The organism is Lentzea indica (assembly GCF_012184385.1).
In the GTDB taxonomy this organism is placed as follows: Bacteria; Actinomycetota; Actinomycetes; order Mycobacteriales; family Pseudonocardiaceae; genus Lentzea; species Lentzea indica.
Genome location: NZ_VSRL01000007.1, coordinates 68,234 through 91,423, shown reverse-complemented (window position 1 = coordinate 91,423; position 23,190 = coordinate 68,234). Strand labels below are relative to the sequence as shown.

24 protein-coding genes are annotated in these 23,190 nt (G+C 68.9%); 8 read left to right on the top strand and 16 right to left on the bottom strand.

Translation table 11 applies throughout. The features are described 5' to 3' along the window. Positions 1-423: helix-turn-helix transcriptional regulator (locus FXN61_RS03785; protein WP_223165298.1), on the top strand; the 423-nt coding region annotated here is incomplete at its 5' end. Between the two features lie 9 nt (positions 424-432). On the opposite strand, the gene FXN61_RS03780 is transcribed toward FXN61_RS03785, so the two are convergent. The 4 genes from FXN61_RS03780 to FXN61_RS03765 all read right to left on the bottom strand — a co-directional run bounded on the left by FXN61_RS03780 (position 433) and on the right by FXN61_RS03765 (position 5,299). After that, positions 433-1,143 (bottom strand): hypothetical protein, encoded by a 711-nt coding sequence (locus tag FXN61_RS03780; protein WP_167970240.1) that lies wholly within the window; start codon positions 1,141-1,143, stop codon positions 433-435. 73 nt (positions 1,144-1,216) lie between these two features. Then, the gene (locus tag FXN61_RS03775; protein WP_167970238.1) at positions 1,217-2,674 is read right to left on the bottom strand and encodes a dynamin family protein; all 1,458 of its coding nucleotides are present in this window, start codon (positions 2,672-2,674) and stop codon (positions 1,217-1,219) included. Beyond that, positions 2,671-4,491 carry a dynamin family protein gene (locus tag FXN61_RS03770; RefSeq protein WP_167970236.1) on the bottom strand — a complete coding sequence of 607 codons (1,821 nt, stop codon included), beginning with the start codon at positions 4,489-4,491 and terminating at the stop codon, positions 2,671-2,673. The genes FXN61_RS03775 and FXN61_RS03770 overlap by 4 nt, the downstream gene beginning before the upstream one ends. A 79-nt stretch (positions 4,492-4,570) precedes the next feature. Beyond that, on the bottom strand, positions 4,571-5,299 hold the full coding sequence (locus FXN61_RS03765; RefSeq protein ID WP_167970234.1) for an IniB N-terminal domain-containing protein: 729 nt from the start codon (positions 5,297-5,299) through the stop codon (positions 4,571-4,573). Positions 5,300-5,543: 244 nt separating this feature from the next. Here FXN61_RS03765 and FXN61_RS03760 point away from each other — a divergent pair, with 244 nt between their 5' ends. Then, the gene (locus tag FXN61_RS03760; RefSeq protein WP_167970232.1) at positions 5,544-7,124 is read left to right on the top strand and encodes an Hsp70 family protein; all 1,581 of its coding nucleotides are present in this window, start codon (positions 5,544-5,546) and stop codon (positions 7,122-7,124) included. A 97-nt stretch (positions 7,125-7,221) separates the two neighbouring features. Here FXN61_RS03760 and mnmA read toward each other — a convergent pair whose 3' ends face one another. The 7 genes from mnmA to FXN61_RS03725 all read right to left on the bottom strand — a co-directional run bounded on the left by mnmA (position 7,222) and on the right by FXN61_RS03725 (position 14,353). Beyond that, positions 7,222-8,304, bottom strand: a complete 1,083-nt coding sequence (gene mnmA, locus FXN61_RS03755; RefSeq protein WP_167970230.1) for a tRNA 2-thiouridine(34) synthase MnmA — start codon at positions 8,302-8,304, stop codon at positions 7,222-7,224. Next, positions 8,301-9,470, bottom strand: a complete 1,170-nt coding sequence (locus FXN61_RS03750) for a cysteine desulfurase family protein (RefSeq protein ID WP_167970228.1) — start codon at positions 9,468-9,470, stop codon at positions 8,301-8,303. The genes mnmA and FXN61_RS03750 overlap by 4 nt, the downstream gene beginning before the upstream one ends. Next, positions 9,470-10,813, bottom strand: coding sequence for an MFS transporter (locus FXN61_RS03745; RefSeq protein WP_312877531.1), 1,344 nt, complete (start codon positions 10,811-10,813; stop codon positions 9,470-9,472). The genes FXN61_RS03750 and FXN61_RS03745 overlap by 1 nt, the downstream gene beginning before the upstream one ends. After that, complete coding sequence (locus FXN61_RS03740) at positions 10,770-11,642, bottom strand: lysophospholipid acyltransferase family protein (RefSeq protein ID WP_167970226.1); 873 nt, start codon at positions 11,640-11,642, stop codon at positions 10,770-10,772. The genes FXN61_RS03745 and FXN61_RS03740 overlap by 44 nt, the downstream gene beginning before the upstream one ends. Next, positions 11,639-12,412 carry a GNAT family N-acetyltransferase gene (locus FXN61_RS03735; RefSeq protein ID WP_167970224.1) on the bottom strand — a complete coding sequence of 258 codons (774 nt, stop codon included), beginning with the start codon at positions 12,410-12,412 and terminating at the stop codon, positions 11,639-11,641. Before FXN61_RS03735 ends, FXN61_RS03740 begins: the two co-directional genes overlap by 4 nt. A gap of 182 nt (positions 12,413-12,594) precedes the next feature. Beyond that, positions 12,595-13,548, bottom strand: coding sequence for an electron transfer flavoprotein subunit alpha/FixB family protein (locus tag FXN61_RS03730; RefSeq protein ID WP_167970222.1), 954 nt, complete (start codon positions 13,546-13,548; stop codon positions 12,595-12,597). 22 nt (positions 13,549-13,570) lie between these two features. Beyond that, positions 13,571-14,353 carry an electron transfer flavoprotein subunit beta/FixA family protein gene (locus FXN61_RS03725; protein ID WP_167970219.1) on the bottom strand — a complete coding sequence of 261 codons (783 nt, stop codon included), beginning with the start codon at positions 14,351-14,353 and terminating at the stop codon, positions 13,571-13,573. Between the two features lie 216 nt (positions 14,354-14,569). On the opposite strand from FXN61_RS03725, the gene FXN61_RS03720 reads away from it, so the two are divergent. Both FXN61_RS03720 and FXN61_RS03715 read left to right on the top strand, forming a co-directional pair. Then, positions 14,570-15,412 (top strand): DegV family protein, encoded by an 843-nt coding sequence (locus FXN61_RS03720; protein ID WP_167970217.1) that lies wholly within the window; start codon positions 14,570-14,572, stop codon positions 15,410-15,412. Between the two features lie 64 nt (positions 15,413-15,476). Further along, positions 15,477-15,626 (top strand): hypothetical protein, encoded by a 150-nt coding sequence (locus FXN61_RS03715; RefSeq protein WP_167970215.1) that lies wholly within the window; start codon positions 15,477-15,479, stop codon positions 15,624-15,626. Here FXN61_RS03715 and FXN61_RS03710 read toward each other — a convergent pair. From FXN61_RS03710 to FXN61_RS03695, 4 genes are all read right to left on the bottom strand, one after another. After that, positions 15,623-16,432: an isocitrate lyase/PEP mutase family protein gene (locus tag FXN61_RS03710; protein WP_167970213.1), complete on the bottom strand. Its 810-nt coding sequence runs from the start codon at positions 16,430-16,432 to the stop codon at positions 15,623-15,625. The two genes, FXN61_RS03715 and FXN61_RS03710, sit on opposite strands and share 4 nt — an antisense overlap. A gap of 76 nt (positions 16,433-16,508) precedes the next feature. Then, on the bottom strand, positions 16,509-17,174 hold the full coding sequence (locus FXN61_RS03705; RefSeq protein WP_167970089.1) for a hypothetical protein: 666 nt from the start codon (positions 17,172-17,174) through the stop codon (positions 16,509-16,511). Positions 17,175-17,189: 15 nt separating this feature from the next. Further along, positions 17,190-17,744 (bottom strand): OmpA family protein, encoded by a 555-nt coding sequence (locus FXN61_RS03700; protein WP_167970211.1) that lies wholly within the window; start codon positions 17,742-17,744, stop codon positions 17,190-17,192. Beyond that, the gene (locus FXN61_RS03695; protein WP_167970209.1) at positions 17,741-18,691 is read right to left on the bottom strand and encodes a coiled-coil domain-containing protein; all 951 of its coding nucleotides are present in this window, start codon (positions 18,689-18,691) and stop codon (positions 17,741-17,743) included. The genes FXN61_RS03700 and FXN61_RS03695 overlap by 4 nt, the downstream gene beginning before the upstream one ends. 315 nt (positions 18,692-19,006) lie before the next feature. Here FXN61_RS03695 and FXN61_RS03690 point away from each other — a divergent pair, with 315 nt between their 5' ends. Next, positions 19,007-19,849 carry a DegV family protein gene (locus tag FXN61_RS03690; protein ID WP_167970207.1) on the top strand — a complete coding sequence of 281 codons (843 nt, stop codon included), beginning with the start codon at positions 19,007-19,009 and terminating at the stop codon, positions 19,847-19,849. Here the strand turns inward: FXN61_RS03690 and FXN61_RS03685 are convergent, their stop codons facing one another. After that, positions 19,850-20,485, bottom strand: coding sequence for a TetR/AcrR family transcriptional regulator (locus tag FXN61_RS03685; protein ID WP_167970205.1), 636 nt, complete (start codon positions 20,483-20,485; stop codon positions 19,850-19,852). It abuts the gene before it with no gap. Positions 20,486-20,641: 156 nt separating this feature from the next. On the opposite strand from FXN61_RS03685, the gene FXN61_RS03680 reads away from it, so the two are divergent. The 3 genes from FXN61_RS03680 to FXN61_RS03670 are packed head-to-tail and all read left to right on the top strand — an operon-like array spanning position 20,642 to position 23,188. After that, positions 20,642-20,989, top strand: a complete 348-nt coding sequence (locus FXN61_RS03680; RefSeq protein ID WP_167970203.1) for a hypothetical protein — start codon at positions 20,642-20,644, stop codon at positions 20,987-20,989. Between the two features lie 10 nt (positions 20,990-20,999). Next, positions 21,000-21,728 carry a class I SAM-dependent methyltransferase gene (locus tag FXN61_RS03675; protein ID WP_312877530.1) on the top strand — a complete coding sequence of 243 codons (729 nt, stop codon included), beginning with the start codon at positions 21,000-21,002 and terminating at the stop codon, positions 21,726-21,728. After that, a complete protein-coding gene (locus tag FXN61_RS03670; RefSeq protein WP_167970201.1) occupies positions 21,725-23,188 on the top strand; it encodes a 1,4-alpha-glucan branching protein domain-containing protein in 1,464 nt (487 codons plus the stop codon). The genes FXN61_RS03675 and FXN61_RS03670 overlap by 4 nt, the downstream gene beginning before the upstream one ends. Positions 23,189-23,190 lie beyond the last annotated feature (2 nt).

Sequence of the window (23,190 nt, the reverse complement as noted above, 5' to 3'; positions counted from 1 at the left end):
GCCATGGGCGTGCTGCGCGTGCTGGCCGGTGACGTGGACATCGCGGCAGTCGAGCGCGCGTCCCGTGGCCTGTGGGCGACCGGACAGTCCTGGGAAGGCGCACGGCTGGCAGGGCAGGCCGCGATCCGCTGCCGCGACCGAGCCTCGATGAGCTCGCTCATGGCGTTCGCGCGTGAACTGACGCCGGTGGACACCCCCGCGCAGGACCAGGCGCCGACCGACCTTCTCGGCACGCCACTCAGCGGCCGTGAGCGCGAGGTGGCGGAGCTGGTCGTCAGTGGCCTGACGTACAAGCAGATCGGCGAACGGCTCTTCATCTCCGCCAAGACCGTTGAACACCACGTGGCGAAAATGCGCCGCCGCCTCGGCTGCGCGACGCGCAGCGAGCTCTTCGCCCAGCTCCGCACCCTGCTGATGGCCTGACCTTCCCGGCTAGCCGAGGCGTCGCGCAAGCCGTGCGTGCAAGGGCGCGTATTCGCGATCGGGGAAGACACTCGGGAGGAAGCCCAGCATCGCCTGCAGGTCCGCGGCCACGCCTGCGAATTCCTCGTCGTCCAGCGGCGCCTCGGTGAAGAGGTGCTGCCAGTGGAAGGCGCCCTTGGTCAGCCGCAAGGTCTCCAGGTAGCCGACGTAGTCGAGATCCATCTCCCACAGCGTGTTCGTGCGGTGGTCGGAGAACCAGATCTCGGGATTCCCTGCTCCCGGCCGCAACCGAACCGCGACAAAGGAACCCGTGCCGGTGAACGGGCTGGAGTCGATGACACGGAACCCGGTGGCCAGCTCGCGCTGTTCGTCCGAGTACAGCGACGAGTGGAACTCCGGCGCGTCCTCGTGCACCACCAGCGGCAGGGGCCTGAGCCGGAACTCGCCTGCCAGGTCCAGATGGGGAGCAACGGTCCGCCATTGGCTGCCCAGCTGCGAGAAGCGAACGTAGGCCCGACGGACTTCCGCGTCCAGTTCGACGCCGTCCCACTCGGCGAGGTCGTCGAAGGACGAGTCCTCCGCCATCAGATCGATGTCGTCCCGTACCTCGTGCAACACCTCGATTGCCGGGCTGTCACGCAAATCGTCGAGGATTGCGAGCCAGTCCAGCTCGTACGCCGTCGGTTCCTCAAGCGCCACACCGTCTTCCACGCCTGGCATCTAATCGGATGAAGGGCGTCTTCATCCACGTCAGGTGGATGAAGACGCCTTCATCGTTTCCCAATGACCCAGGTCAGTCGACGAACTCGGCCAGCAGGCCTTCGCAGCTGCGGATCACGACACGTGACGCGTCGGCGAGCGCCAGGCTGGACAACGGGTTCTCCAGGCGTCGCCGCCACCGGCTCAGCGCGTCCAGCGCGGCGTTGCGCTGCTCGCCCGTGGTCGCGTGCACGCCGAGGCCGAGCCTGGCCGTCGAGCTCTCCCCCACACCACCCAGCAACCGCTCTGCCTCGGCGAGCGCGTCGGCAGGAAGCTTCATCGCGCCCAGCCGCAACGAACTCAGCAACCTCAGCTCGGCGAACTCGTGGGCCCCTGCCACGATCCGTTCCACCTCGACGACCAGCGACTGCGTTTCCTGCCGGACCACCCTGCTGAGCACCATGTCCAGCGCGAGCAGTGCGGACCGCGCCTTCAACAGCTCGGCGCGTGCGGTGAACTGCGCGCTGAGCACGTCGCGCAGCTCGTCGAGGCCGCTGCGCCGCACCAGTTCGGCAGCGAGCTTCGGCGCACTGTCGAAACCCTGCCGCACCAACGTGACCGCCAGCCGGATCCCGCCCAGCCCGAACCGGTCCAACAGGTCGGAGCACACCTCCGGTTCGAGCCCGTCGTAGCGCGCGAACCGGTCGGCAGAAAGCAGCGCGGCCTCGACATCGGACCGCCGCGCCCGCACGAGCTCGAGGAGCGCCGCGAACTCGGCCTGCCGCATCGTCCGGCCCGCCTGCGCGAGCAAGCCCGAGACCGGCACGACCGTCTGGCACAACGCCCGCAACTTCTCGTCGGCGCGGTACCGGCGCGCGATGCGCCGCGCGGACATCAACGCGTCGACCCGGCCCACCCCGATCTCGTCCGCCCTCGACAGCACCGCGATGGTGCTCACCGGCGTCGCCCGCGCGAAGCCCTGGTCGTAGAACGACTCCAGGAACCGCACGTTGGTCGAGTGCAGGTGCCGCATCAGGTAGACCACCGCGTCGGCCTCGGCCGGTTCCTCGTCATCGGACAGGAAGTCCACCGTCCGTGCCGAGATCTCCGTGGAGATCGACTGCAGACCCGGCGTGTCGATCAGCGTCATGGTTCGCAGATGCTGCGACGGCCAGTCGACGACGACACGATCGACCCGACCGGCGCCCAGGTCCACGCGCAACGCGCCGTCGCGGCGGTCGATCGGCAACTGCCGCGACGGGGCGTCCACCGGATGCACCGTGATCCGCGGTACCTCCGCGTCGCGGTACCAGGTGACAGCTCGGGTGCACTCGCCGGCGTCGGTGGCCGCGATCTCCTCACCCACCAACGCGTTCAGCAACGTCGACTTGCCGGCCTTGACCTGCCCCGCGATGGCGACGCGCAGCGGCTCGTTCATCCGGTCCAGGTGCCGCTGCAGGTACGCCACGGTGTCCGGGCTGTCCCGGTACGCCTTGATCGCCCGCCGCATCACGGCACGCACGGACGTGCCGAGTCCCGTCGTCGTGTTCATCGCGCGACCTCGCTCAGTTCCAGCCGCGGTGCCGCCGTCAGGCCACGCGCGAGGTCCTCCAGCGCCGCCACGCGGGCGAGTTCGGCCTGCAGGTCGGCGATCGCGCGGGGACATTCCTCCTGGTTGGTGCGCAACGCGTTCTGCGCTGCCTGCAACGAGTCGTTCACCGACCTCTGCAGCTCCTCGGCGTGACCGGTGAAGTGGTTGCGCAACGTGCGCTGAACCTCGCGAAGCATGTCCCTGGATTCCTTGCCCAACTGGAAAACGACGTCGTCCAGGTGGCGGCGGACCGCGCTCTTGGCCTCCATCTGCCTCCGCTGCACCAACCTCTTGCGTTCCTCGCGGACCGTGCGGCCGCCCAGCAGCAACCCCGCAGCGATCGAGAAGGGGTTGAGCAGCGCCATCCCGACCAGCGTTCCCGCCATGCCGAACATCAGTGTGCCGCCGTAACCGCCTCGCATGCCCAGCAGGAGCTTGTTGCCCAGCTTCAGGTTCTCGTTGCGTGGCAACTCGATGGCGTCGATGGAACCGGTCATCCTGACGAAGTCGACGTCGCGCAGATCCGGCAGCACCTTGGCGCCCTCCTCGGCGAAGTGGTCGGCCACCTGGTCGGCGAGCCAGCGCGCCCGTTCCATCGCCCACGCGAAGTTCGCCGACGCCGCACCGGAGACCTGCTGCTGCAGCCACGCGGCGAACTGGTCCTCGATCGCGAGAGGGTCGGCCTGGTCGATCTCCCGTTCGGCGTCGCGGCCGATCTGGCGCATCCGGTCGCGCAGGTCGTACTCGATGTCCGAGATCAGATCGGCGATGCCGTCGCTCAGCGTCTGCTGCCAGCGTGCCGACCGTTCCCGCAGCCGATCGGCCCGCTGCTGCGCCTGCTCCAGCTCGCGGATCAGCTCCGCTGCCGCGCCACCGCCCTGGTACGCGGAGAGCTGTGCCCGCATGGTGGTCGCCAGCTGGTCCGTGATCGTCACCACGTCCTGTGCCGCGACCCGGCACGCGAGCTGGTCGGCCTGGCCCGCTATCCGGTCACGCAGATGCCCGATCAGCACGGGGAAACCGGACTCGGTGTTGAGCATGTGGTCATTGGTGCGGACCGCGTGCAGTCGCAGCGTCGACGAGACGGGCACGACCTCGGCCTCCAGCTCGGCGGTCGAGAGGTGCCGGCGGTCGATGTCGGCGATGCGCCGCCAGTGCGGGTGGAGATCGGTTTTCGTCAGTGCGCACACGATGTTCGGGCACACCTGCGCGGCGTGCCGGAGGAAGTCCAGTTCGGACGCCGTGAACTCCGCGCCGGCGTCGGAGACGAACACCACCGCGTCGGCCAGCGACATGGCGGCGATGATGGCCGCGCCGTGCATGGAAGCGAGCCCGCCCACGCCCGGCGTGTCCACCACGACCAGGCCACCGGCGAGCAGCGTGCGCGGGACGCCCACCTCGGCGTAGCTGATCTGGCGCCGGTTGCCCTGGTCGCAGACGTAGTCGGCGAGCCGGTCGACCGGGACGGGCGTGCTGTCGGCGGGCACGTCGTCGCCGAACTCACGCACGATCATCGCCGCGGGTACCTCGGCGTAACGCACGATCGTGGGCACCGTGGTGGCGATGTCGTCGTCGGTCGGGCACACCGACGCGTTGAGCAGCGCGTTGACCAGATGACTCTTGCCCTGCTTGAACTCTCCGACCACGAGCACCCGGACGCCGTCCTCGGCCAGTCTGCGCCGCGTCTGGCGCAGCCGGGCGCCGAAGTCCGCGCGGCCGTAGGCCAGTGCCGCCTGGAGCGCGAGGTCGACGACCTCGATCGCTGCGGGTACCGACAAGTGCTACTCCCTCGAAGATCCTTCTCGTGAACACCGGTACCCGGCCCAGGCGTGGTGCCTGGGCCGGATCGGTGCCGTCCTACAGGTGCAGACCGTTGAGCAGGTCGACGTCGTTGTGGCTCAACAGGTCGAGGTCGTTCAACGTGTCGTCGACGTTGACCAGGCCGTGCTGGTTCGTGTGGTCGATGTCGACGTTGTGCTCGTGCTCCGGGCGGTACGACGAGTCGACCGTGGCCGGCGAATGCTGGTGAGTCACGTTGTGTGAATCGCTTTCGGAATTGTTGCCGGAGTTGTCGCCGGAGTTGACGGTGACATCGCCCTGACCGAAGTTGTACACGTTCCCCTGCCCGGCATCGGTCGCGGTGGTGGTGACCGTGTCGTTGTCGGAGTCACCTTCGACGACCGTGCTGTCGCTCGCGACGACGGTGTCATTGTCGTTGCCGTTGTCGCTGCCGTAGTCGTTGTCGAACGACTGGTTCACGTCACCCTGGGTCCAGATGGTCTGGTGCACCGAATAGTCCACGTTCGTGTCGTGGCTGTCGGTGTAGGAATAGTTGTTCACGATGTGGTCGATCTGCCGGATCGCGATGTCCAGGTGCTCGTCGCCGGGCTGTGCCGACGGCAGGGGGCCACCCGTACCGCTCACCAGGACGTTGTCCATCACCAGCGGCAACGCGTCGTGCACGTCCTGCGCGCAGAGCTCGTCGAACCCGTGATCCCGCAGTGCCTGCTGGGGGTTGTCGGTGAACTGCTGCTGCGCCGCGGGATCCCGGAGCAGGTTGAGAATGAATTCCAGCAGGCTGGTCATAGCGCTTGCCTTCTCCTCTAGGTCAGAGATCGTTTCGAATGCATGCCGAACTCCGCGTCCGACCACAGGAACGCTACGACCGCGGCAGCGACTTGCCATCGGTGATCGCTCCGAATTCCACGGGATGCCGCTGGGGGATGCAGAACATACCGCACCACCCGAATGAGTGACGGGGATCGGGGCGCCGAAATAGGGGACGTAGGGGTTGTCGATCTGGACGGAATTGTTGCTAATGTTCCGCGCCGTGGTCTATCAGTTGGGTGTCGACCTGGGCACGACGTTCACCGCCGCCGCCGTGCACCGGACGTCAACATCCGCCGAGGTCGTTGCACTGAGTCCCCGGTCGGCGTCGGTCGCTTCCGTCCTCTACCTCGGCGAGGACGACGGCGTGCTCGTCGGTGAGGCCGCGGAACGCCGTGCGGTCACCGACCCGGAGCGGGTGATCCGCGAGTTCAAACGCCGCATCGGCGACCCGACGCCACTGATGGTGGCCTGTCAGCCGCAGCAGGCGCACGAGCTCGCCGGTGTTCTGGCGCGCTGGGTCGTCGACCGCGTGACCGAGCGCGAGGGCGCGGCGCCGGACCGGATCGCGATCACGCACCCGGCGGGCTGGGGGCCGCACAAGAAGACCCTGCTCACAACGGGTCTGTCCACCGCGGGCCTGGACGACGTCGTGTTCCTGACCGAGCCGGAAGCGGCCGCGGTGCACTACGCCTCGACACAACGGATCGAGCCGGGCGGCACGATCGCCGTCTACGACCTGGGCGGCGGCACGTTCGACGCCGCCGTACTGCGCCGCACGGAGAGCGTGGGCTTCGAACTGCTCGGCAGGCCGGAGGGCATCGAGCGGCTCGGCGGCATCGACTTCGACGAGGTCGTGTTCGACCACGTCCGCGCGAGCATCGCCGACGTCGTGGACGAGCTGGACCCCGAGGACCCGGTCACACTCGCCGCGGTGTCCCGGTTGCGCCGGGAGTGCACCGAGGCGAAAGAGGCGTTGTCCACCGACACCGAAGTGACCATCCCGGTGCTGCTGCCCGGAACCCGTGCGCAGATCCGGCTGGTGCGCACCGAGTTCGAGGCGATGATCCGTCCCGCTCTCCTCGACTCGGTCGAGGCACTGCGACGCACCGTGCACTCCGCCGGGCTGGCCCCCGACGACCTGGCCGGGGTCCTGCTGGTCGGCGGCTCGTCCCGAATCCCGCTGGTGACGCAGCTGATCTCCAAGGAACTGGGCCGCCCGGTCGCCGTGGACACCGACCAGAGCACCTCCGTGGCGACCGGCGCCGCACTGGCCGCGTTCGACGCCCGCCCGGTGATCACGCGCGCCACCCCGCCAACCTGCCCCGTGAAGACGACCGCGCCACTCCCCGTTCCCCCACCGCGCCGCCGCAAAGGTCCCAAGATCGTCCTCGGCGCCGCGGGCGTCATGGCCATCGGCATAGCCGCGCTCGCCGCAGTGGCCTGGACGAACCGTTCGACCGACACGACCGCCCCCGACGATCCGAACCAGCCCAGGCCCACGGCCCCCAACGCCCCAGCGGAGCTGAACGTCAAGGCGACCGTGCCGCAGCACCCGACCGCGTCCGCACGCCGCACCACCCCGAGCACACGCACGACCGCGCCGACTTCAAACCCCAAACCTGCCGCGAGCGCGTCACCCACCACCGCGGTGCCCCGCGTAGAGCAACCGGGCCCTACCGTCGCACCGCCGCCTGCGACGACCTTCACGCCAGAGCCGCCGGTCACCAGCAGCACCGAGCCCCCGCCGCCCCCGCCCGACCCGACCAGCACGCACCCGACGCAGGAGCGACGGCCACGGTGACGATGGACCTGGTCCGCGCGGTGATCGCGCCGCGCGTTCAGCTCGTCCGCCGGGTAGCGGGTGTCGAACACGAACCTGCCACCCGGCCGGAACCGAATCAGCTGGTGGCGTCGATCGTGGCGCTCGCCAGCACCAGATCGCCCGCAGTGTCCTCGCGGTAGATCGCCACGGCCTGACCGGGCGCCACGCCCTTGAGGGGCTCGCGCAACTGCACCTGCAGCACACCGTCCACCAGCTCGGCGACCGCCGGAGCCGTGCCACCGTGCGCGCGCACCTGCGCGACGCACTCGACCGGTCCGTCCAGCGCCACGTGCGTGATCGGGTCGGACGCCGAAATCCCGGTCACCGAGAGCTTTTCCAGCGAACCGACGCGCACGGTGCCGGACACCGGCTCCAGCGCCAGCACGTACCGAGGCCGGCCGTCAGGCGCCGGAGCGTCGATGCCGAGGCCCTTGCGCTGCCCCACGGTGAACTCCTGCACGCCCGCATGGCGGCCGAGCACCGCCCCGGTCTCGTCGTCGATCAACAGCCCTGGCCGGGTCTCCATCCGGCCGGCCAGGAACTTCTGCGTGTCCCCGTCCGGGATGAAGCAGATGTCGTGGCTGTCCGGCTTCTTCGCCACGGACAACCCGCGTGACGCGGCCTCGACCCTGACGAGCTCCTTGGTCGTGTCCCCCAACGGAAACATCGCGTGCGTGAGCTGGTCCGCGGTCAGCGACGCCAGCACGTACGACTGGTCCTTGCCCAAGTCAGCCGACCGCCGGAGCTCCGGACGGCCGTCGACAACAGCCAGCCGTGCGTAGTGGCCGGTGCAGACGGCGTCGAAGCCGAGGGCGATCGCCTTGTCCAGCAACGCCTCGAACTTGATCCGCTCGTTGCAGCGCAGACAGGGGTTCGGCGTGCGTCCGGCCGCGTACTCCGCGACGAAGTCCTCCACGACCTCTTCGGTGAAGCGCTCGGCGAAGTCCCAGACGTAGAACGGGATCCCCATCATGTCCGCCGCGCGGCGGGCGTCGTGGGCGTCTTCGATCGTGCAGCAGCCACGCGCGCCGGTGCGCAACGTGCCGGGCTTGGCCGACAACGCGAGATGCACGCCCGTCACGTCGTGTCCCGCTTCGACGGCGCGTGCCGCCGCCACCGCGGAGTCGACACCACCGCTCATCGCCGCGAGGACCTTCACTGCTTGACCACCTTCCGGGAACGCCTCATACCTGCCAAGCCCGCCGTGCGGGCCCTCTCCACCACCGGGCCGATGACCGACGCCAGCTTTTCCACGTCCGCGTGAGTAGACGTGTGCCCGAGCGAGAACCGCAGGGATCCACGCGCCAACGCGGGTTCGACGCCCATCGCGAGCAGCACGTGGCTCGGCTGCGCGACACCGGCCGTGCACGCGGAACCGGTCGAGCACTCGACACCGCGCGCGTCCAGCAGCATCAGCAGGCTGTCGCCCTCGCAGCCGGGGAACGTCAGGTGGGCGTTGCCGGGCAACCGGTTCACCGGGTCGCCGTTCACGATCACGTCCGGCACCACCGCGCGCACCGACGCGATCAGCTCGTCCCGCAACGCCGCCAGCTCGGCGGCCCTCGCGGCCTGTTCGTCCACCGCGATCCGCACCGCGCGAGCCAAACCGACGATCGACGGCACGTCCAGCGTGCCGGACCGCACGTCGCGCTCCTGGCCACCGCCGTGCAGCAACGGCGCGCACTTCACGTCACGCGCGAGCAGCAGCACACCAACGCCGTACGGGCCGCCGACCTTGTGGCCGGTCATCGTCAACGCGGAGGCGCCGGAGGCAGCGAAATCGACCGGGACCGCGCCCACGGCCTGCACCGCGTCCGTGTGGAACGGCACACCACGAGAAGCGCAAACAGCAGCGATGTCGTGCACCGGGTTGATGGTGCCGACCTCGTTGTTCGCCCACATCGTCGTGACGAGCGCGACGTCGTCGTCGAGAGCGTCGGCGACCGACTCCGCGGACACCCGCCCGAAACGGTCAGTCGGAAGCCAGGTGACCTCGGCGCCCCGCTGCTCCAGCCACTCGACGGCGTCCAGCACAGCGTGGTGCTCGACGGCCGAGGCCAGCACGCGGCGCTTGCCGCCTGCCCAGTAGATGCCCTTGACCGCGAGGTTGTCGCTCTCCGTGCCACCACCGGTGAAGAGCACCTCGGACGGCCGGGCGCCCAGGGCGTCGGCGATGTTCTCGCGGGCCTCCTCGATCGCACGCCGCGCCCGCCTGCCGGAGGTGTGCAGCGACGAGGCGTTGCCCGTGGTGGACAACGCCTCGGTCATCGCCGCGACCGCCTGCGGGTGCATGGGGGTCGTGGCGGCGTGGTCGAGATAAGCCATCAGGGCTCAAGGGTAGCCCGCATGCGGGGTCCGGTCAGAATCGCTCCCACCACCGCCAACGCCGCCATGGACAGGTTCAGCACGACCACACCCGCGGTCGGTGCGGTCGCCACGACCAGTACGCCACCGATCCCGATCATCGCCGCCGAGCCGAGCATGTCGCAGATCTGCAGGGCGGCCGAGTTGAAACCGCGATCCTCCTCGGGTGATGCCGCCATCATCAGCACGCCGACGCTGGACGTCGCCATGCCCATGCCCGCGCCCGCGACCGCCCACAGCACCGGCGTCAGGAAGGCAGGACCCCAGCTCGGTGCGATGAGGGTCACGGCGGCCATACCGGTCGCGGTGAACAGGAAACCGACGCGCACGAGAGTGTGGCGCTCGATCTCAGGGTGCCGTGACGCCCACATCGAGGCACTGGCCCAGCCGAGCGCGCTCAGCGTCAGCGGAATGCCCGCTTCCAGCGGCGAGTAGCCGTGCACGACGGTCAGCGTGAGCGGGATGAAGCCCTCGACCGCGAAGAACGTGCCGGCCAGCATGCCTCTCGCGAGGATCGTGACCGGAAGACCTCGACGGGCGATCAGCGTGCCCTTCGGCAGCAGGATGCGCAGTGCGGGCGCCAGCAGCAGGAACGCCAGTGCGAGCAGCCACCACGTGCGGTGCTGCAAACCCCAGCTCAGGCCGGCCACACCGACACCGACCGCCACTGCGGCGAGCGGCAGGTACTTGCGCAGCGGCGGAGTCGCGTCGTGCGGAGGCAGTGACTTGAGCACGGGAACGAGCAGCACGCTGCCGATCAGCACCAACGGCACGATCGCGAGGAACACCAGCCTCCAGGTCAGGTGCTCGGTCGCCCAGCCCGCGACCGCCGGACCCACCAGCGACGGCACCACCCACGCCGCGGACAGCGCACCGAAGACCGCCGGCCTGTCGCTCTCGGGGTAGGCCAGCGCGATCAACACGTAGATCGCGACGATCAGGAAGCCCGCGCCGAAGCCCTGCAGAGCCCGGCCGGCGAGCAGCACGGTCATCGTCTCCGCCATGCCCGCGACGACGAGCCCCGCGAGGAACAGCACCACGCCGATCAGGACCGCGGGCTTCGGTCCCCGCCGGTCGGAGAGCCGTCCGGAGAAGACCGTCGCGATGACGCTCGCCGCCAGGTTCGCGAGGAACGGCCACGCGTAGAGCGCCTCGCCCTTCAGCTCGCTGACCATGGTGGGCATCGCCGTGCCGACGCCCATCGCCTCGAAGGCGAGGAGCGTGACCAGCAGGAGGATGCCCGTCGTGGGCCAGCGGCGTTCAGGCGACCAGAGGCGTGATGGTGCGCGCGCGGTGAGAGTCACCCGTTGATGGTGCTATCTCCAGTTCGGTCGAGGTCAAGCGGTTTGATTGCTCTTCGGCAAGTTTCGCCAGTTCCCTGCGGTTCTCCGCACGGCCGGGAGCGATCTCGTCGAGCACGTGCACCTCGACGACCAGACCCTTGATCTTCAGCACCCGCCGGACCGAGTCGACGAGCGTGTCACTGCCGATGAACGCCGGCTGCGTGGTCACGTGATCGCCGATCCGGTACCGCAGCACGATGGGCCGCACCGGCACACCGGCGTCCAGCGCGGCCTGGAACAGCGCCGGCTTGTAGTGCCCTGACGCGAGCCCGCACCATGTCGTGCCCTCGGCGTGGATGCCGACCGCACTACCGTTGCGCAACGTCGCCGTCAGCTCGTTCACCGTCTGGGGCAGCTCACGCAGCTTCTCGCGGTCCAGGTAGACCGTGCCCGCCGCCGTGATGATCCTGCCGAGGACCGGCCAGCTCTTGATGTCCTTCTTGGCCACGAGCCGGATCGGCTGCACGGAGTCGATCGCGAGCTCGTCCAGCCAGGACACGTGGTTGCTCACGACGAGCACCCCGCGCTCCGGCATCGCCTGGAACTTCTTGGCCCCGTGGACCCGCAGCCTGACGCCGAAAGCGCGCAGAACCGCGTGGAACCACAGGCGGATGACGCTCTCGCGCTGCTTGCTCGGCAGCAGAAGCGCCACCGCGATCCACACGCCGCACAGAAGCGCCGTGAGAGCCGTGACCGCCCGCCAGACCTGCCTGAACGCGCCGACCTGGCCGGGCGCACCGCTGACGCACCCGTCACCGCACGGCGACGCGGGCATCCAGGCGTGACTCATGCTGTCTCCCCCAGGAAGAACTTGAGGTAACGCTGATCCACGTGGTCCATGCCGAGCAGGATGAAGAGGTCGGCGACCCCGAAGTCCGCGTCGAGCGCGGGCCGCCCGCACACCCACGCGCCGAGCCGCAGGTAGCCCTTCAGCAGCGGCGGCAGCACGGTCTTGGACGGGCGCACGATCTGGTCGACGTCCCACGGGTTGTGCGGCGTGACGCGGTACTGCTCGGGCGCCAGGTGCTTGGCCTGCACCGTGTCCCACACACCGGCCGCGAAGCTGCCGCCGTCCTGCAGCGGGATGGACGCACACCCGACGAGCCACTTGTGGCCGCTGAGCAACATGTACCGCGCGATGCCCGCCCACACGAGGCTGACGACGGCGCCGTTGCGGTGGTCGGGGTGCACGCAGGAGCGTCCGGTCTCGACGATGCTGGGCCTGAGTTCCTTCAGGCTGCCCAGGTCGAACTCGCCGTCGCTGTAGAGCCGCCCTGCGTCCTTGGCGCGCTCCGGCGGCAGCATGCGGTAGCCGCCGACGATCTCGCCGGTGCGGTCGTCGCGGACCACGAGGTGGTCGCAGTGCTGGTCGAACTCGTCAACGTCGTGGCCGGGCACGCTGGTGTGCAGCGTCGCCCCCATCTCACCGGCGAACACCTCGTAGCGCAGTCTCTGCGCGGCGACGACTTCTTCGCTGTCACGAGCGACGAGGAGGGAGTAGCGGGGAGCGTCCTTGTCCTGCTGTGCAGGGGTGCTGACAAGCAGTTCCGGCTGCGTCATACGAACCAGGGTGAAGCCGGATTGGCGAATGACAGCAGGTCAAACCGATGACCTCTCAGTGGCAGTCGGGTTAACCGCCGGTGGTGTCAGAGCCTGGTCGTCGGCACGCCTGTGCCTCCGCCCTCGAAACAGGCGAATGGCCGCCCCGCCGAGGCGGGACGGCCATTCGTGAGCGGGAGTGCTCAGCCCTTGCGCTTCTTGACCTCGTCGGTCAGCTGCGGCGCGACGTTGAACAGGTCGCCCACCACACCGAAGTCGGCGATCTCGAAGATCGGGGCCTCGGGGTCCTTGTTGACCGCGACGATCGTCTTCGAGGTCTGCATGCCCGCACGGTGCTGGATGGCACCGGAGATGCCCAGCGCCACGTACAGCTGCGGCGAGACCGTCTTACCGGTCTGGCCGACCTGGAACTGGTGCGGGTAGTAGCCCGAGTCGACGGCGGCGCGCGAGGCACCGACGGCGGCACCGAGCGAGTCGGCCAGCTCCTCGACGACGGAGAACTTCTCCGCCGAGCCGACACCGCGGCCACCGGAGACGACGACCGAGGCCTCGGTGAGCTCGGGGCGGTCGCCACCGACGACGGCCTCGCGCGAGGTCACGCGGGCGGACTTGGCGGCGTCCACGGAGACGGAGACCGACTCGTCCAGCACGGCGTCCGCGGCCGACTCCTCGGCCTCGACGCCGCCGGGGCGGACGGTGATGATCGGGGTGCCCTTGCTGACCTTCGCCTTGACGACGAACGCGCCACCGAAGATGGACTGCACGCCGGTGCCGTCGGCCTCGACGTCCACGACGTCGACCAGCCAGCCGGAGTCGATGCGCACGGCGAGACGGCCGGCGACCTCCTTGCCCTCGACGGTCGCGGAGACGAGCACCGCGGACGAGTTCGGGGCGAGTGCGGCCAGCGCGTCGACCTTCGGGGTCGTCAGGAAGTTGACGGCGTCGTCGGACTCGACGGCGTAGACCTTCGCCGCGCCGTACTTCCCGAGCGACTCGCGGATCTTCGACGCGGTGCCGGGCGCGCCCACGACCACGGCGGCCGGGGTACCCAGGCGGCGCGCGGCCGTCAGCAGCTCGTAGCTGACCTTCTTGACGTCGCCGTCGACGTGGTCGACCAGGACCAGGACTTCAGACATTTCTCTTCCCTCCCAATCCTTCTCAGATGAGCTTCTGGCCGACGAGGAACTCGGCGATCTTCGCGCCGCCGTCGCCACCGTCCTCGACGCGCTGACCCGCGCTGCGCGGCGGCTTCGGGGCCGCCTCCAGCACCTGGGTCCACGCACCGGACAGGCCGACCTCGGACGCGTCGATGCCCAGGTCCGCCACGGTGAGCGTGGAGACGGGCTTCTTCTTCGCGGCCATGATGCCCTTGAAGGACGGGTAACGCGGCTCGTTGATCTTCTCGGTCACGGAGACCACGGCCGGGAGCGACGCCTCGAGGAACGCGACGCCCTCGTCGGTCTCGCGCTCGCCCTTGATCGTGGTGCCCTCGACGGTGACCTTGCGCAGCTGGGTGACCTGCGGCAGGCCGAGCAGCTCGGCGAGGATTGCCGGAACAGCACCCGCGCGGCCGTCGGTCGCCTCGTTGCCCGCGATGACCAGGTCGACGTTCTCGACCGTGCCGATCGCCTTCGCGAGGACCTTCGCCGTGGCCAGCACGTCCGAACCGTGCAGCGCCTCGTCGCTCACGTGGATCGCCTTGTCGGCACCCATCGACAGCGCCTTGCGAATGGCGTCGGTGGCGCGGTCGGGACCCATCGCGATGACGGTGACCTCGCCGCCGTGGGCTTCCTGCAGCTGCAGAGCCTCTTCGACGGCGCGCTCGTTGATCTCGTCGAGCACTGCATCCGCGGACTCGCGGTCAAGGGTGTGGTCGGCGTCGGTGAGCTTGCGCTCGGACCAGGTGTCAGGCACCTGCTTGACCAGGACAACAATGTTCATAGGTCCTCTTCGACCTCCTGCGGACGGGCGGCGACGCTTGCGCGGAGGACTCTAGGGACTGCGCCGCCGGGTGTTCACGACCCTGCCATCACCCGGATGTTACCCGCCAGTAGCACCCCTGCAAACGGCAGCAAGCACCCTGCTAGCGTGACAGTTGTCACCCCTGCACGACACCTTTTGAGACCTAACCCATTCGGGGGACTACGCTGGCTCGTCATGTACCGGCGGGTAGCTATCGTGACCGACTCCACGGCCTGTCTCCCGGTGAAGCTGACTGATCAACTCGGCATCGAGGTGGTCCAGATCCAGGTGCGGATCGGCGACCACACCGACGACGAGTCCCGCATCCCGGTCCCCGAGCTGGTCTCGGCCATGCGTTCGAACGTTCCCGTGGCGACGATTCCGCCCGATCCCGGCGCGTTCTTCTGGACGTACTCCGACCTGGTGGCGCAGGGCGTCCGCTCGATCGTGTCCGTGCACGTGTCCGGCCGGCTGTCCGCGACCGTCGAGGCGGCCCGTACCGCCGCCGCCCAGGTCCGCGTGCCCGTGCACGTCATCGACACCCACACCTGCGGGATGAGCATCGGCTACGCGGTCCAGGCCGCCGCCAAGGTGGCCGAAGCGGGCGGCGGCGTGGACAGAGTGCTCGCGACCGCACAGCGCCGCTTCGACAGATCCACCGAGCTGATCTACGTGGACACGCTCGAGTACCTGCGGCGCGGCGGCCGCATCGGTGCCGCGGCGGCCCTGGTCGGCTCCGCCCTGTCGATGAAGCCGCTGCTGACCATGGCCGACGCCCAGATCACGCCGCTGGACCGCGTGATGGGCGCCGACCGCGCGCTGAACCGGATGCTGGAAATCGCGATCAAGCGGGCGGGTGCCGAGACCGTGGACGTCGCTGTGGAGCACTTCGACGCGGCCGAGAAGGCCCAGCGGTTGCTGCGCAAGCTACGGCGCGGTGTGCCCAACGTCCGCCAGTTCATGTTGACGCAGGTCAGCTCGGCCATCGGCGCCCACGTGGGCCCCGGTGCACTGGGCATCACCGTTTCGCCGGTCTGATCTTCGGGAACTCCGGGTGCTGTTCCGTCCGTTGAACTGGACGTAACGGACACCTGGAGGACCGATGGCCTCGTTCATGGACAAGATCACCAGGTTCCTGCGCAGCCCGCAGGGCCACAAGCTACAAGCCAAGGCCCGGCAGATGGCTCAGGACCCGCGCAAGCGCGCCAAGGCCGAACAGTTGCTGCGCAAGCTTCGCGGCAAGCGGCACTAGTTGTGTCGGAACAGCGCGTTGAGTTCGTCGCAGCTCAGGCCTTCGCTCGCGCTGTCGTAGGTGCCCTTCGTCAGCAACTCCTCGGCTGCCTTCTTGGCAGCCGCGTAGGCCGCTGAGGCGAGCGCTTCACCGACGCTGATCCTGGCCGCGCCCGCGGCCGCCAGCTCGTCGACCGCGGGCGCGCCGGGCCCGGCGAGGACGTTGAGCGGAGCGTCGATGCCGTTCGCCAGTTCCCGCACGGTGCCGAGATCGGTCACACCGGGCACGAAGATGCCGCTCGCACCCGCTTCGAGGTAGGTCCTGGCGCGGTCCAGCACGAGCTGGAGGCGGTCCTCCGGCGCGCCGACCTCGCGCAGGTACACGTCGATCCTGGCGTTGATGTAGAGATCCGGGGCAGCTTCTCGTGCTGCCGCAAGACGTTCCTTCTGCTCCTGCGCGTCTCGCACGGAGCCTTCGTGGCCGTCTTCGATGTTCACGCCGGACGCGCCCGCCTCGCTGACCGCCCTCGCGGTGTCGCCGACCTCTTTCGCGTCCTTGCCGAAGCCGGACTCGATGTCCGCCGTCACCGGGACGCTGACCGCCTTCGCGATCCTGGCGACGAGCCCGATCACGAGGTCGCGGTCCACCGCGTCGCCGTCCGGGGCGCCGAGGCTCCACGCGACGCCGGCGCTCGTGGTGGCGACCGCCTTGGCACCGGCCGCCTCGACGATGAGGGCGGAGGCGACGTCCCAGGCGTTGGGGAGGGCGAGCCCGCCCTGCTGGTGGAGGGCGTGGAAGAGCTTCGTGCGGTCAGCGGCGGAAGTCATGATCCAAGTGATATCAGCAGCCACCAATGGAAGTCCGGCGAGTTTCGGACAACAACCGACGACTTTCGGACACCGACTAGTTGCTGCCCGCCTTGCGGCGCACCTCTTCGAACGTCCTCAGGTAGCGCTGACGGAAGTCTTCGCGCTCCACCCACGTCGTCTGCTCCACCCGCTGGGGCGCGGCAGGCGGTGGCAACTCGGCAGCCACGACGGGTTCTTCCGGAACCTGTTCCGGCTCTTCGACGACGTCCTCGACCGGCTCCGGCTCTGGTTCGGGCTCCTCCACGACGCCCTCGACCGGCTCTGGTTCGGCCTCCGCGACCGGCTCAGGTTCGAGCGGCTCGGCCTCGTCGACGATCTCAGGACTGTCGGTGCCGGCCGCTACCGTTGATTCGGGGGCTTCAAGTTCCCCCACGGGGGGATCGAGGTCCCCATCCCGATCGTATCGGTCAGCACCGACACTTTCGGCTTCCCCGACCGGCTCGGCCAGCACCGCCAGCGCCGGTTCCAGCTGCGGCAACCCCACCACGGGATTGCGGTGGATCGGCCGCGAGTCGTAGTCGTCCTCGACCGGCTCGACGGCCACGGGCTTCTCCGCCCACACGCGCTCAGCCGGCACGTCCGAAGCAGAAGACACCGAAGCTCTGTCCTCGCGACGCCGCACCAGCACGTACATCAGCGCTGCCCCTAACGTGAAGGACAGCACGCACAACCCGAAGACGATCCCGACGGCCCCTGCCATTGCGAAGGCTCCTGCCTATACGACGAGGACGTCGACCTGAGGTCCGCCGTCCGAGGGTGGACCCCAGACGGGGTCCACGATCACTCGAGTGGTGATGACGCTGTCCACCCCCTGCTCGGCCAGGTACTGCCGCACCAGGCCGGCCCTTTCCATCGCGAGCACGTCGCACCGGTGCGAGGCGGTCTCGCCGTTCCACGCGTGGGCCACCAACGTCACCGAGCCGGTGGCGTTGCGCAGCACGCTGGCCAGGCTCCGTCGCACGTCCTCGCCCCTGCCCACCAAGGACGACGTGCCCGGCGCGAACGTGATGCCCTTGACGGCATGCGACGAGAACAAGTCGCGCACGTGCTGCTGGGCGACGGCCGGGGACAACAGCGGCGGTGCGGGCGGCTCCATCCGCAGGGGCGCGACGAAGTCCTCCACCGGTACCGGGCCTTCGTGAACAGCGGGCACGGCGGGCGACGACGACAGCGCCGTCGTCAGTTCCTCGCCGTACACCGAGAACCCGAACACCGTCGCCGAAGCGGGCACCATCAACGCACCGACGACCAACGGGACCCAGCGCTTCACGACGCAGCGACCTGTTCCGGTATCAACACCGGGGCAACACGATCAGCGGCCACCGACAGGGCCGCACGTGCCGCGGACAGTTGCGAGTGGACGACCCGCTTCAGCTCGTGCAGCTCATCGGTCCGTGCGGCGACCTCGGCCAGACGGCGATTGGCCTCGCGGCACGCCACCTTCACCACGAACTCGGCCCGCGCCTTGGCCAGCGCCTCCTGCTCCCGCAGGTGCTGCGCGGCCTCGTTGCGGCGGCGGGTCATGGTGAGCTCGAAGAACTGCTGCGCCTTCTCGCGCTTGCGCTCGGAGTCGGCCTCCAGGGAGTTGCACTGGAGAGCGGTCTCACGCAGCAGCCGGTCGGCGTCGGTCTGCGCCTGGGCCACCGCCTCGGCGCACTCGCGCTCCACCTCGTCGGCGCGCTGGCGGTGCTGGGCTTCGAGGTCGGCGCAGCGGCGTTCCATCTCGATCTCACGCCGTTCCATGGCCGCGGCACGCGTGGCGCAGTCCTGGCGCGAGGCGTAGAGCTCGGCCTCGGCCTCGGAACGCATGGCGGCAGCCTCACGTTCGGCGTCGGCGCGCAACGCGGCGACCTCGACGTCGGTGCGGGCGCGGAGGTCGTTGCACTCGCGTTCGGCCTGCAGGTGCATCTCGGCGGCTTCGTCCTCGGCGAGGCGAAGCATGCGGTGCATCCGTTCGGTGGCGCCCGCGTGGGTGCCGGAGGTGGATTCCAGGCGTTCGATCCTGGCGCGCGCATCTTCCAGGTCCTGGCGCGTCATTTCCAGGAGCTTGCGCAAATCCGCGGCTTGCGCCAGAGCCTCGGCCCTGTCGAGGCTCGTGAAGCGCAGCTGCTCCTCGAGATTCTCGATGTGCTCGATGACCTGACGTCGATGAAAACCGCGGTAGACAACGTCGAAACCGGCGTGCAGCGGAACCAGTTCCTGCTCTTTTGCACCCATGGTCACCTACTCACTCAACCAGGCTGAAGATTGTGCGAGCTTACCCACCGCCAGAACCGCCAACCAGCGTCGACAGTGGACAGAGCGGACACCTGTAACACGTGGAATAACGTCAGTTTCCTGGGCAAACAAGACGCCCGTAGATCAACTCCAAAGAACGAGCAGTCACCCGATTGTGTCAAGTAAGAGGCCTTTCCGAGGGGATCACTCCGCGCGTTCGCCGTACACGGAATGCAACCATCCAGGCGTAGATCACACGAATTGCCATCGATCGGTCGTGGCTACTTCGATCACGCTTGGTTAACCTTCTCGTTCGTGCCCTCACGAGTAGCCATCGTCACCGACTCGACCGCGTCACTCCCGGCCCGTCTGGCGGAGCGGTTCAACATCATCACGGTCCCGATGCAGCTCAAGATCGGGTCGGAGCTGATCGACGAGGCCTACGTGCCGACGGACCGGCTGCTGCAGGCGATGGAGGCGCAGATCCCGATCACGACCCAGCCGCCGGCGCCGGACGCGTTCTTCTGGGCCTACCAGGACGCGTGGGCCAAGGGCGCGGAGACGATCGTCTCCGTGCACGTGACGCCGAAGCTCTCGCCCGCGACGGACGCGGCGAAGGCGGCGGCGGCCAAGTCGCGCGTGCCCGTGTTCATCGTGGACTCGCACTCGTCGGGCATGACGCTCGGGTTCGCGGCACTCGCTGCCGCGCGGATCGTGCAGACCGGCGGCAACGTCCAGCACGCGCGAAGCGTCGCCGAACAACGCGGCCGCGACGCGCACGTGCTGATCTACGTCGACACGCTGCACTACCTGCGCCAGGCGGGCAGGGTCAGCGCGGCGGCGAAGCTCTTCGGCGACGCGCTCTCGGTCAAGCCGCTGCTCACGGTCGTCGACGGCGAGGTGGAGCCGTTCGACAAGGTCGTCGGCAGGGAGCGCGCCCTCGGCAAGCTCGTCGACAAGGCCGTGGCGCTCGCCTACGGGCGCGACGTGGACCTCGCGGTCGAGCACTTCGCGGCCGAAAAGGAGGGACACCAGCTCCTCCAGCTGCTGCAGAAGCGGATCCCGCACGCCCGTGACGTCGTCCTCACGCAGGTCAGCGCGGCCATCGGCGCGAACGTGGGTCCCGGCGCGCTGGCCGTCACGATCTCGCCGTTCTGATCACAGCTGCGCCACTTCCTCGGCGAGGAGCAGGCCCGCATCGATCCCCATGGGCGCGAAGTGGCCGGCGAGCTCGAGCGAGAGCACGCCCTGCAGGCGGGTCCAGAAGGACAGGGCGCGGTGCACGGTCGCCGACGACGCCGGGAGAGCGCCCGCCCACTCGCGGTTCATTCCCAGCAGGACGTCGAACGGGGTCTTCGGAGGGTCTTCCGACGAGCCGGCGCAGACCTCCAGCAACACCGCCAGGATCTCGTTCGAGATCGCGGTGATCTCGTCGGGCGCGTGGTAGCCGGGCACCGGGGTGCCGTAGATGAGCAGATAGCGGTGCGGGTCGCTCAGGGCCCACTCCCTGATGACGGCGGCGAGCCCCACGACGGTGGTGCCGGCCTCGAACGCGGCGCGGACGGTGTCGGCGAGGCTGCGGTAGGCGTCCCGGATGAGCGCGGTGATCAGCTCATCGCGGCCGGCGAAGTACCGGTACAGGGCCGGGCCGCTCATGCCCATCTCCTTGGCGATGGCGTTGAGCGACAACGCCGTCACCCCGGCCGAGGCGATCTGCTCCCACGCGTGCCGCTTGACCTCCGCGCGCACCTGGGCCCGGTAGCGCTCCCGCGGGCTCTCCACCGAGTTCGTCATCAGCCAGTCCTCCCTGATCCGCGTGACACCATCACAGTCTAGTTAGACCCTCTCACGTTCGTTATTGACATCCACCCTGGCCGCACTCTAGCTTCATGCTGTCACAACAGTTAGAGGTTATAACTACAGCGACTGGCCATAACGAATGGAGAGATCATGTCCGCCACCACCCGCACCTCCGCCCACCCGTCGACGTCGACCCTCGTCGCGGCCTGGGCCGTTCCGGTCCTCGTCATCGGCAAGTTCGGCCTGATCTCGGGGATTCCGATCGCCGTCGTGCTCATCGCGAGCCTGCGCGACCACCGTTCCCGGGCACTGCGGTGGTGGACAGGGGCCCTCACGCTGGCCTACGCCACCCCGCTGACGCTCTGGCTCACAGGGCCGAGCGAGGCGCCGAGCCTGTCGAAGTACATGAGCCCTGCGATGACCGCGTTCCTCGCGGCGACCGGTGTCGCCGTCGCCATCGCGCACCAGGTAGTTCGCAGGCGCACTACTGACAAGTAACCTGGCGGGCGTGACCCTCCCCCTGACCGGCGAACGCACTGTGCCCGGTATCGCCGAAGAGAATTATTGGTTTCGGCGCCACGAGGCGGCGTATCTGCACCTCATCGGACACTGCGCGGACGCGGTCGTGCTGGAGGCGGGCTGCGGTGAGGGCTACGGCGCCCAGCTGATCCGCACGGTCGCGCGACGGGTGATCGCGCTCGACTACGACGAGCTGACCTCGCAGCACGTGGCCCGCGCGTACCCGCAGCTCGACGTGCTGCGCGGGAACCTCGCGACGCTCCCGTTGCGCGACGGCAGCGTGGACGTGGTGGCGAACCTGCAGGTCATCGAACACCTGTGGGACCAGGAGGGTTTCCTGGCGGAGTGCAGGCGGGTGCTGCGTCCCGGCGGGACGCTCATCGTGACGACGCCGAACAGGTTGACGTTCTCACCCGGCCAGGACACACCGCTCAACCCGTTCCACACCAGGGAGCTCGCACCGTCCGAACTGGACGAGATGCTGCGCGAGGCTGGTTTCCGCGTTGACGAACTGACAGGGCTGCGTCACGGGAAGAGGCTTGACAGTCTCCTGAACGGACAGATCATCAACGCACAGGTCGAGGTCGCCCTGTCCGGTGCGCCGTGGTCGGCCGAGCTGAAGGAGGCTGTGGAGTCGGTGACGGTGCAGGACTTCGACATCACCTCCGAGGACATGGACACGTCGCTCGATCTCGTGGCCGTGGCGGTGCGCGCGTGACTGCCAAGCCCGTCGAGGGAACGTTCTGCCTGGTCCTGCACAGCCATCTGCCCTGGCTCGCGCATCACGGCGCGTGGCCGGTCGGCGAGGAGTGGCTCTACCAGGCGTGGGCGCACTCCTATATGCCCATCGTGGACATGCTCCGCCGGTTCGCCGACGAGGGCCGTGAGGACGTCCTGACGCTCGGCGTCACGCCGATCCTGGCCGCGCAGCTCGACGACCCGTACTGCTTACGGGGCGCGCACGACTGGCTCGGCAACTGGCACCTGCGCTCGCATCACGCCGGGGAACGGCTGCGCGAGCTGTCCGCTTACGAGCACCGCGCGTCCTCCTGGGCGTTGGATCAGTTCGAAACCCATTGGCGCCACGGGTTCTCGCCCGTCCTGCGGTCCCTTGTGGACACTTCGACGATCGAGCTGCTCGGCGGGCCGGCGACGCACCCCTTTCAGCCGTTGCTGGATCCTCGGGTGCGTTCCTTCGCGTTGCGGACCGGTTTGGACGACACCGCGCTGCGGATCGGCCGCGCCCCAGAAGGCATCTGGGCGCCGGAATGCGGTTACTCGCCCGGCATGGAGACCGGTTACGCGGCGGCGGGCATCCGGCGGTTCATGGTGGACGGGCCGGCGCTGCACGGCGACACCTCGTCCGCGCACCCCGTCGGATCGTCGGACGTCCTGGCGTTCGGGCGTGATCTCGAAGTCTCGTACCGCGTCTGGTCGCCGAAGGTCGGCTATCCGGGCGACGCCGCGTACCGGGATTTTCACACCTACGACCACCCGACGGGCTTGAAGCCGTCGCGGGTCACCGGCAAGAACGTGGCGCCGGAGGACAAGCGGCCGTACGACCCGTTGCTGGCGCGCGAGGCCCTCGATCGGCACGTCCAGGACTTCGTCGAGACAGTCGTGCGGCGGTTGCGGGCGATCGACGGCGGGATGGTCGTGGCGGCGTACGACACCGAGCTTTACGGACACTGGTGGCACGAAGGTCCCTTGTGGCTGGAAGCTGTGCTGCGCGCGCTGCCGGAAGCGGGCGTGCGCGTGACGACGTTGCGTGGCGCGGTCGAGGCAGGGCACGTGGGTGCGCCGGTCGAGCTGCCGTCGTCGTCCTGGGGCAGTGGCAAGGACTGGCGGGTGTGGGACGGCGCGCAGGTGTCGGACATCGTGTCGTTGAACGAGTTGGTGCAAAAGGAACTGCTGGGACTGGACTTCTCGTCCGACGTGAGGGATCCGGTGCTGGACCAGGCGGTGCGCGAGGCGTTGCTGGCGTTGTCGAGCGACTGGGCCTTCATGGTCACCAAGGACTCGGCCGCCGACTACGCCCGCTACCGCGCGAAGATTCACAGCGATCGTTTCAGCGAACTCGCGGCGCTGGCGCGGCACGGTCGTGGACATGCGAGGGCGGCGGAGCTCCGCGCGGCAGACGGCCCGTTCGGGCATCTGGACGCGCGAGGAATGAGGTAACG

Coding starts and splice junctions, on each gene's coding strand:
- FXN61_RS03780 (WP_167970240.1), bottom strand. CDS start 1,143: ATGCCAGGCGTGGAAGACGGTGTGGCGCTTGAGGAACCGACGGCGTAC.
- FXN61_RS03775 (WP_167970238.1), bottom strand. CDS start 2,674: ATGAACACGACGACGGGACTCGGCACGTCCGTGCGTGCCGTGATGCGG.
- FXN61_RS03765 (WP_167970234.1), bottom strand. CDS start 5,299: ATGACCAGCCTGCTGGAATTCATTCTCAACCTGCTCCGGGATCCCGCG.
- FXN61_RS03750 (WP_167970228.1), bottom strand. CDS start 9,470: ATGGCTTATCTCGACCACGCCGCCACGACCCCCATGCACCCGCAGGCG.
- FXN61_RS03740 (WP_167970226.1), bottom strand. CDS start 11,642: ATGAGTCACGCCTGGATGCCCGCGTCGCCGTGCGGTGACGGGTGCGTC.
- FXN61_RS03735 (WP_167970224.1), bottom strand. CDS start 12,412: ATGACGCAGCCGGAACTGCTTGTCAGCACCCCTGCACAGCAGGACAAG.
- FXN61_RS03730 (WP_167970222.1), bottom strand. CDS start 13,548: ATGTCTGAAGTCCTGGTCCTGGTCGACCACGTCGACGGCGACGTCAAG.
- FXN61_RS03725 (WP_167970219.1), bottom strand. CDS start 14,353: ATGAACATTGTTGTCCTGGTCAAGCAGGTGCCTGACACCTGGTCCGAG.
- FXN61_RS03720 (WP_167970217.1), top strand. CDS start 14,570: ATGTACCGGCGGGTAGCTATCGTGACCGACTCCACGGCCTGTCTCCCG.
- FXN61_RS03715 (WP_167970215.1), top strand. CDS start 15,477: ATGGCCTCGTTCATGGACAAGATCACCAGGTTCCTGCGCAGCCCGCAG.
- FXN61_RS03710 (WP_167970213.1), bottom strand. CDS start 16,432: ATGACTTCCGCCGCTGACCGCACGAAGCTCTTCCACGCCCTCCACCAG.
- FXN61_RS03705 (WP_167970089.1), bottom strand. CDS start 17,174: ATGGCAGGGGCCGTCGGGATCGTCTTCGGGTTGTGCGTGCTGTCCTTC.
- FXN61_RS03695 (WP_167970209.1), bottom strand. CDS start 18,691: ATGGGTGCAAAAGAGCAGGAACTGGTTCCGCTGCACGCCGGTTTCGAC.
- FXN61_RS03685 (WP_167970205.1), bottom strand. CDS start 20,485: ATGACGAACTCGGTGGAGAGCCCGCGGGAGCGCTACCGGGCCCAGGTG.
- FXN61_RS03680 (WP_167970203.1), top strand. CDS start 20,642: ATGTCCGCCACCACCCGCACCTCCGCCCACCCGTCGACGTCGACCCTC.